Source organism: Noviherbaspirillum sp. (assembly GCF_036846085.1).
Classification (GTDB): domain Bacteria; phylum Pseudomonadota; class Gammaproteobacteria; order Burkholderiales; family Burkholderiaceae_D; genus Noviherbaspirillum.
This window is the reverse complement of the sequence record NZ_DAIUCO010000238.1, coordinates 1-8365: the sequence shown is the minus strand read 5'-3', so window position 1 is coordinate 8365 and position 8365 is coordinate 1. Positions and strand designations below refer to the sequence as shown.

8 protein-coding genes are annotated in these 8365 nt (G+C 60.8%); all 8 read right to left on the bottom strand.

Annotation, left to right across the window (positions count from 1 at the left end; translation table 11 throughout):
- Positions 1-543, bottom strand: a 543-nt coding sequence (locus V7080_RS20955; protein WP_334190330.1) for a 2-hydroxychromene-2-carboxylate isomerase, incomplete at its 3' end; no start/stop codon positions are given.
- Positions 544-563: 20 nt separating this feature from the next.
- Positions 564-986: a CopD family protein gene (locus V7080_RS20950; protein ID WP_334190329.1), complete on the bottom strand. Its 423-nt coding sequence runs from the start codon at positions 984-986 to the stop codon at positions 564-566.
- Between the two features lie 127 nt (positions 987-1113).
- The gene (locus tag V7080_RS20945) at positions 1114-2379 is read right to left on the bottom strand and encodes a glutamate-5-semialdehyde dehydrogenase (RefSeq protein ID WP_334190328.1); all 1266 of its coding nucleotides are present in this window, start codon (positions 2377-2379) and stop codon (positions 1114-1116) included.
- A gap of 235 nt (positions 2380-2614) precedes the next feature.
- A complete protein-coding gene (gene holA, locus V7080_RS20940; protein ID WP_334190327.1) occupies positions 2615-3628 on the bottom strand; it encodes a DNA polymerase III subunit delta in 1014 nt (337 codons plus the stop codon).
- Positions 3629-3634: 6 nt separating this feature from the next.
- A complete protein-coding gene (locus V7080_RS20935) occupies positions 3635-4138 on the bottom strand; it encodes an LPS-assembly lipoprotein LptE (protein WP_334190326.1) in 504 nt (167 codons plus the stop codon).
- A 22-nt stretch (positions 4139-4160) separates the two neighbouring features.
- Positions 4161-6809: a leucine--tRNA ligase gene (gene leuS / locus V7080_RS20930; protein ID WP_334190325.1), complete on the bottom strand. Its 2649-nt coding sequence runs from the start codon at positions 6807-6809 to the stop codon at positions 4161-4163.
- Between the two features lie 201 nt (positions 6810-7010).
- A complete protein-coding gene (locus V7080_RS20925; protein ID WP_334190324.1) occupies positions 7011-7451 on the bottom strand; it encodes an ExbD/TolR family protein in 441 nt (146 codons plus the stop codon).
- A 121-nt stretch (positions 7452-7572) separates the two neighbouring features.
- Positions 7573-8253 (bottom strand): MotA/TolQ/ExbB proton channel family protein, encoded by a 681-nt coding sequence (locus V7080_RS20920; RefSeq protein WP_334190323.1) that lies wholly within the window; start codon positions 8251-8253, stop codon positions 7573-7575.
- Positions 8254-8365: the final 112 nt, after the last annotated feature.

Below are 8365 nucleotides of genomic sequence, written 5' to 3'. Positions count from 1 at the left end.
CTCCACCACATACCAGGGCGCACCAAACACATTCGCTGCAATCGCCTCGTCGGTATGCCGGTCATACTCCGCCTGCACACTCGCCGTCTCCGACGACTTCACCAGCGCCTTCCCGTCATGCCCGCATTCCGTTGCAATGGCCGCCAGCGTATCCGCATCGCCGACATTTCGTTCCTCCGCCCACACCGCGCGCATGATCGCGCCGGTAACGGCCAGCGCCGCATCGGTGCCGTGCGCCAGACGCGCCGCGATGATCAGCTTCGCCGCCGGATCGCCCGGGACAGGGAAAAACTTCGGTTGCAGGTTCAGCGGCAATTGCAAGAATTCGCTCCAGCGCTTCAACTCGATCAAACGGTAAGCCTGCCGTTGCGGCGGCCGCTTGGCCAGCGGCAAGCCGCCGGAAACCCCGAATATCTTGCCAAGATCGCAGGGCTTGATGTCGACCTGCACGCCATACTGCTTCGCCAGGCGGACGAAGCGTTCATGGCCGAGATAGGCGTAGGGCGATTGGGGAGCGAAGAAATACTGACACACTTTGGCCATCACGGACTCCGGGAAACATTTCAGAATGGCTTGACCACCACCAGGATCACGATGGCGAGCAAGAGCAGCACCGGCACTTCATTGAACCAGCGATACCATGTGTGGCTGCGGACATTGCGACCGTTCTCAAATTTTTTCAACAGACTGCCGCAGGCATGGTGATAGCCGATCACGAGGACCACGAGCGCCAGCTTCGCATGCAACCAGCCGTTGCCGGGGCCCTTGCCGATGCCGTAACCCAGCCAGAGCCAAAGGCCGAACGCCACCGCTGGCAATGACAGGACCCCGGTAAAGCGATACAGCCTGCGCGCCATCATCAGAAGGCGCGTAGTTGAGGTCGGGTCGGTCTCCTGCGCAAGATTGACGAAGATGCGCGGCAGGTAGAACAGGCCGGCAAACCAGGAAGTGATGAAGACGATGTGCAGCGATTTAACCCAGAGCATGGTTTTCCATTCTTATTGTTTGATTCATTCAGGTACTTCGCCTTGGTGGAGCAGGGGTTTCGCGGGGCATGCCCTGTGCCTGCGCAACGGTGCTGCCTTGCAAGGCAGCACTCCGTTCGCATTGGCTTTACTCACGCACTTCCCCATGCCCGAACACGACGTATTTCAACGACGTCAGTCCTTCCAGTCCGACCGGACCTCGGGCATGCAGCTTGTCGTTCGAAATGCCGATCTCGGCCCCCAGGCCATACTCGAACCCGTCAGCAAAGCGGGTGGAGGCATTCACCATCACGGATGCCGAATCAACCTCACGCAGGAAACGCATGGCGCGGGTGTAATCCTCGGTGATGATCGAGTCGGTGTGTTGCGACGAGTAGGTGTTGATGTGATCGATCGCCTGGTCCAGATCGTCGACGACGCGTACCGCGAGAATGGCGGCCAGGTATTCGGTCCGCCAGTCTTCCTCGGTGGCGGCCACGAGATGCGGATAGCCGGCGAGGATCTTGCGGGTGTCGTCGTCGCCGCGCAGCTCGACTTCCTTTGCGCCATACAGTTCGGCGAGCCTGGGTAGGACCCGCTCCGCGATGCCGCGCGCCACCAGCAGGGTTTCCATGGTGTTGCACGGGCTATACCGCTGACACTTTGCGTTGTAGGCGACGCGCACGGCCTTCCCGATATCGGCCTTGTCGTCGATGTACACATGGCAGATGCCGTCCAGGTGCTTGATCATCGGCACTTTCGATTCCTTCATCAGGCGTTCGATCAGGCCCTTGCCGCCGCGCGGAACGATGACGTCGACGTACTGAGGCATGGTGATGAGTTCGCCCACCGCGGCGCGGTCGGTGGTTTCGATGATCTGTACCGCGTCCTCCGGCAATCCGGCGCCGGCGAGGCCTTCCTTCACCAGCTTGGCCAGCGCCTGGTTGCAATGAATCGCTTCCGAGCCGCCGCGCAGGATGGTCGCGTTGCCGCTCTTGATGCACAGGCCGGCCGCATCCACGGTCACGTTGGGACGGGCTTCGTAGATGATGCCGATCACGCCGAGCGGCACGCGCATCTGGCCGACCTGGATGCCGGTCGGCCGGTATTTCATGTTGGAGATTTCACCGATCGGATCGGGCAGGGCGACGATCTGTTCCAGCCCTTCGGCCATGGTATCGAGCGCCTTGTCGGACAAGGTCAGCCGGTCCAGCAATGCCGGGGCCAGGCCGTTCTCGCGGGCCGCCGCCAGATCCTTCTGATTGGCGGCGCGCAGCAGGTCGGCGTCGCGCCGTATCGCCGCGGCAATCAGCGCCAGGGCGCGATTCTTCGCGCCGCTGTCGGCCTTTGCCATCGCACGGGAGGCCTTGCGGGCACGCTGCCCGACATCATTCATGTATTGCTTGATATCCATCTGTTCGTCTACCGGAAAGTCTGAAAACTATGTGTGTTGATGAGCTGGCGAAGGTGAGAAAGCCGCTCAGTCACCCAAGTCCTTGCCGTCCTCGATTGCCCCATTCGAAGGCAGTCTGCGGCAGGAATACGGGAATGTGCCGACTACGTCATCGGGAACGGTGATGCATTCCAAGGTCCCCGCCTTCGCGGTGAAGACAATCCAACGGATAAAACCGGTTGTGGCCGCCGCGCAATTACCTCGCCACCCGCAATCCCAACTGCAACAACGCATCCCATGGGTCGCCTGCAAAGGCTTTCGCCCGCAAACCCTTGACCATCTTATCGATTTGCGACGCTTCCTGCAGCGCCTGTTGCAGGGTCGACAATTTCAGGCGGCGCAGCGCCGGTTCCATCAACCGTTCGCGCGGTCCCCAGATCCTGTATTCCTTCAACAATGCGCCGACCGGCCGACCCTGCGCCATGCCTGATTTCAGCTTCAGCAAGGTCCGGATTTCCTCCGCCATCGCCCAGAGTACAAGCGGCAATGCCTCGCCTTCGCCTTTCAGGCCTTCGATCATGCGCACGAGTCGCGCCGTGTCGCCGGCCAGCATCGCTTCATTGAGCTTAAAGACGTCGTAGCGGGCCACATTGAGCACCGCGTCGTGAATCTGTTCAAAGCTGAGCTTTCCTTCCGGGTGCAGCAGCGCGAGTTTCTGGATTTCCTGGTGGGCGGCAAGCAGATTGCCCTCCACCCGATCGGCGATGAAGTCGATGCCCTGCCGGTCTGCGTCCTGCCGTTGCGCCGCCAGCCGCTGCCCGATCCAGGCCGGCAACTGCGTCCTCTCGACCAGCGGAATGTCGATATACACGCCCGCCTGCTGCAGCGCTCCGACCCAGGCGGCCTTTTGCGTCGCCCAGTCGAGCTTCGGCAGCGAAATCAGCGTGACGTTGTCCGGGCTGAGCGCCTTTACATAATCCTGCAGCGCCTGCCCGCCTTCCTTGCCAGGTTTCCCGGTGGGTATCCGCAACTCGATCAGCTTGCGGTCGCCGAACAGCGACTGCGACTGGTTCGCCGCCAGCAATTCGCCCCATTTGAAGCTGCGCTCCACCACCAGCACCTCGCGTTCCGTCAATCCCTGTGCGCGGGCGGTCTTGCGGATCTTGTCGGCCGCTTCCAGCGCCAGCAGGTGTTCGTCGCTGGCGATGACGTATAGCGGCGAGAGCGGCCGCGCCAGGTGGGCGTCGAGTGCGTCGAGCTTGAGTTGCATCGTGTTTCAGGCGGTTTGCAGCGCCGACAGCCGGCGCAGGATTTGTTGCACCAGGTCGGACTGCATGTCGCGGTACAAAATTTCCTCTTCCTTTTCCTTCGCAATGACCTGCGATTCGTTGAAGCTGATCTCACGCTTCAGCACGAGATCGGTCGGCGCCAGCAATTCCTTGCCCCCATTGCCCGTTACGCGGAAACGCAACTTGTAGAACAACGCGTGTTCACGTACGCGTCCCTGGCTGTTGAGTGACAGCACCGCCTTTTCGCGCGATTCCGACAGCACTTCCAGCACCGCCTCCGCCGCTTTCGGATCGGCGACGACCGTGGTGCCGCTGCCGGCGCGGATATAGCGTTTCAGTTCGGTGCCGAGCGCCGACGTATCGGGCAGGCCGATATAGATGGTCTTGAACGGCATCCCGGCCCCGGTCGCGGAGCCGCGCAGCTGGAAGCCGCACGCGGACAGCGTCACGGCGGCGAACAGGATCAGTACGGCGGCAACACGGTTTCTCATCGGTGTGGTTCTCCGTCAGGCATCACGCCACGATGTTGATCAGCTTGCCCGGCACGACGATGACCTTCTTCGGCGTGCCTTCGACGAACTTGCGTACATTCTCGTTCGCCAGCGCAGCGGCTTCGATGGACGCCTTGTCGGCGTCCTTCGCCACTTTCACGCTGCCGCGCAGCTTGCCGTTGACCTGCACCATCAATTCGATTTCCGACTGTTCCAGCGCCGATGCATCGACCTGCGGCCATGGCGCATCGAGGATATCGCCGTGCAGCCCGGCAAAGCCGAGTTCCTGCCAGAGCACATGGGTGATGTGCGGCGCGACCGGGTTGAGCACGCGCAGGAAAATCGAGAAGCCTTCGGCGATGACTGCCTTCGATGCGGCGGAATCGTCGAGCTTGGCAGCTTCCAGCGTGTTGAGCATCTTCATGCAGGCGGAGACAACGGTGTTGTACTGGATGCGCTTGAAGTCGTGATCGGCCTGCTGCAGGATCTTGTGGATTTCACGGCGCAGCGTGGTATGCGCTTCCGAAAGGTCGCCCGGCCTAGCGTTCAGGTGTTCGCCGATGCCCGCGCCCTGCGCATGGGCGAATGCCCATACACGGCGCAGGAAGCGGTTTGCGCCTTCCACGCCCGAACCGGACCACTCGAGCGTCTGTTCCGGCGGCGATGCGAACATCGTGAACAATCGTGCCGTGTCGGCGCCGTACTGGTCGATCTGCGCCTGCGGATCGATGCCGTTGTTCTTCGACTTCGACATCTTTTCGGTACCGCCGATCTCGACCGGCTTGCCGTCGGACTTGAGGATGGCGGAGACCGGCCGGCCCTTGTCGTCGAATGTCAGCTCCACGTCGGCCGGGTTCAGCCAGGTCTTCTTGCCCGCTTCGTCTTCGCGGAAGTAGGTTTCATTGAGCACCATGCCCTGGGTCAGCAGGTTCACGAACGGCTCATCGAATTTCACCAGGCCGAAGTCGCGCATTACCTTGGTCCAGAAGCGCGCATACAGCAGGTGCAGCACCGCATGCTCGATGCCACCGATGTACTGGTCCATCGGCATCCAGTAATCGTTGCGCGTATCGACCATCGCCTTGTCGCTGCCCGGCGAGCAGTAGCGCATGTAGTACCACGACGAATCGACGAAGGTATCCATGGTGTCGGTTTCGCGCCGCGCCGGCTTGCCGCATTGCGGGCAGTCGACATGCAGGAATTGCTCATGCTTGTTGAGCGGATTGCCGCTGCCATCCGGCACGCAGTCCTCCGGCAGCACCACCGGCAAATCCTTTTCCGGCACCGGCACGTCGCCGCAGGTCGCGCAATGGATGATCGGGATTGGCGTGCCCCAGTAGCGCTGGCGGGAAATGCCCCAGTCGCGCAGTCGATAGGTCACTTTCTTTTCGCCGATGCCTTTCGCGGCGAGATCGTCCGCGATCGCATTGACGGCGGATTGATAATCGAGCCCGTCGTATTTGCCGGAATTGATGCAGCGGCCGTTTTCCTTGTCGGCATACCATTCCTGCCAGGAATCGGTCGAGTAAGTCTTGCCTTCCACTGCGACGACCTGCCTGATCGGGAGATCGTATTTTTTTGCAAACGCGAAATCGCGCTCGTCATGTGCCGGCACACCCATCACCGCGCCGTCACCATAGGTGATGAGCACGTAATTGCCGACCCACACTTCCACTTTCGCGCCGGTCAGCGGATGGGTGACGAACAGGCCGGTGGGCATGCCCTTTTTTTCCATCGTCGCCATGTCGGCTTCGATCACGCTGCCTTTTTTGCATTCGGCGATGAAGTCCGCCAGCGCCGGATTGGATCGCGCCGCGTGGGTCGCGAGCGCGTGTTCAGGTGCTACCGCGCAGAAGGTGACGCCCATGATGGTATCGGCGCGCGTGGTGAACACCCAGAGCTTGCCGTCGTTGATCGATTCGCCTCCCGCATCCTTGATGTCATGCGGGAAGGCGAAGCGCACGCCGGTCGATTTGCCGATCCAGTTTGCCTGCATTACCCGTACCCGCTCCGGCCAGCCGGGCAGCTTGTTGTCGACATGGTCGAGCAGTTCCTCGGCATACGCGGTGATCTTGGCGTAGTACATCGGAATCTCGCGCTTCTCGATCAGTGCGCCGGACCGCCATCCGCGTCCATCGATCACCTGCTCGTTGGCGAGCACCGTCTGGTCGACCGGGTCCCAGTTCACCGTGCCCGTCTTCTTGTAAATGATGCCTTTCTCCAGCATCTTGAGGAACATCCACTGGTTCCACTTGTAATAGTCCGGCTTGCAGGCAGTCATCTCGCGCGACCAGTCGATCGCCAGGCCCATCGACTGCATCTGCTGTTTCATGTAGTCGATGTTCGAGTAGGTCCACTGCGCGGGCGGCACGTTGTTGGCCATCGCCGCGTTTTCCGCCGGCATGCCGAAGGCATCCCATCCCATCGGCATCAGCACGTTATAGCCGTTCATCCGCAGATAGCGGTACATCACATCGTTGATCGTGTAATTGCGCACATGCCCCATATGCAGCTTGCCGGAAGGATAGGGCAGCATCGAGCAGGCGTAGAACTTCTTCCTGTCCTGGCCGTTCTTGTCCTTCGCATGTTCAACGGCTTTATAGGCGTCGATTGCGCGCCAGTGGTCTTGCGCCGATTTTTCGACGTCGGCGGGGCTGTATTTTTCTTGCATGTTGGATGAAGCAGGGAAAGTGGATGTAAGCGGGTGATTATACTGGTTCGAACCGGCTGGTTCGACGGGTCCCTGGAACGGCGGCTCGTATCGTGCCCAGGCGGCCGGTATGGTGGTCATCACGCGGCGGCCGGATTGTCACATGGATTCGGCACGATGCCGGTAGCTCCCTTGCCGAAATGACCCGGTTTGCTTCCGGGTTCATTGTTTCCTGGGCTGGTTTTGCACCGGGTTTGCGTCGGTTACAAATCCCATTTTCGTCAAGCCGTTGGTCTGTGCCGCCGACATCACCTGTGCGATCACTTCGTAGCGGGTGGACTTGTCGGCCCGCAGCTGCACTTCCGGCTGCGGTTTCTGTTGCGCTGCCAGCGCCAGGCGGGCCGCGAGGTCCTGCTGCTGCACCGGATCGTTGTTCCAGAACACCGCACCGTCGGCATCAATCGACAACGAGATCGTTTCCGGCTTTTCCGGGGCCGGCGCGGATTGCGCATCGGGCAGGTCAAGCTTGATCGCATGGGTGAACAGTGGCGCCGTGATGATGAAAATCACCAGCAGCACCAGCATCACGTCCACCATCGGCGTGACGTTGATATCCGCCATCGGCGCCTGATGCTTGTTGTCATTGAATCCGCCAAAGGCCATGGCTTCGCTTTCAGGGTTATGAGTGTTTCGGCAAGTCGGGCCGCCTGGGGTTGTTGAACAACTTCCGCGCGGCTCGCAGGGTTTTTCGACTGCCCGGCGGCGCCATGCCGCCATGAATCCGTTACTGTTTCCCGACCCGCGCACCGGTTGTCAGGTAGGCATGGAGATCGTGGGCGAAGGCGTCCAATTCCGCCAGCGTCACCCGATTCACGCGAGTAAATGCGTTATAGGCAAGCACGGCGGGAATCGCCACGACCAGTCCGGCAGCCGTCATGATCAGCGCCTCGCCGACCGGTCCCGCCACCTTGTCGATCTGCACCGTGCCGGTGGTCGAAACCGCAACCAGCGCATGATAGATGCCCCAGACCGTTCCGAACAGGCCGATGAAGGGCGCTGTCGAGCCGACCGATGCCAGCAGGGTCAGGCCGCTTTCAAGCCGCGACGAAATGCGGTTGATTTCGCGTCGCAGTGTGCGGGTGATCAGTTCATTGGGGTCGATGGATGCATTCAGCGAACCGGCCTGCGCAGTGAGGTTGGCCGCTTCCGCGCCCTGGGCTGCCAGCGGCGTGTAGACGTTTTCGCTGTCGCCGTGCTTCAGCATCGATATCGCATCGGAAAGCGTGGGCGCCTTCCAGAATCCGTCGAGGATGTTGGCGCTTTTCCGGATACGCCAGGAACTCCATGCCTTCGAAAAAATGTAATACCAGCTGATTACCGACATCAGCAGCAATGCATAGGCCACCGAATGGGTGACCGCGTCGCCTTGCGCCCAGTAATGCGCGAATCCGAGAGTTTGGTTCATGTTGAGGACAGGAATGAAATTAGTTCTGAAGTTTAAACGGAATAGGGACGAGAAACCACTCGTCGACCGGCTTGCCGTCGCTGGTCGCCGGATTGAAGCGCCATGTCTGCAC

Coding starts and splice junctions, on each gene's coding strand:
- V7080_RS20935 (WP_334190326.1), bottom strand. CDS start 4,138: ATGAGAAACCGTGTTGCCGCCGTACTGATCCTGTTCGCCGCCGTGACG.
- holA (WP_334190327.1), bottom strand. CDS start 3,628: ATGCAACTCAAGCTCGACGCACTCGACGCCCACCTGGCGCGGCCGCTC.
- V7080_RS20945 (WP_334190328.1), bottom strand. CDS start 2,379: ATGGATATCAAGCAATACATGAATGATGTCGGGCAGCGTGCCCGCAAG.
- V7080_RS20925 (WP_334190324.1), bottom strand. CDS start 7,451: ATGGCCTTTGGCGGATTCAATGACAACAAGCATCAGGCGCCGATGGCG.
- V7080_RS20950 (WP_334190329.1), bottom strand. CDS start 986: ATGCTCTGGGTTAAATCGCTGCACATCGTCTTCATCACTTCCTGGTTT.
- V7080_RS20920 (WP_334190323.1), bottom strand. CDS start 8,253: ATGAACCAAACTCTCGGATTCGCGCATTACTGGGCGCAAGGCGACGCG.
- leuS (WP_334190325.1), bottom strand. CDS start 6,809: ATGCAAGAAAAATACAGCCCCGCCGACGTCGAAAAATCGGCGCAAGAC.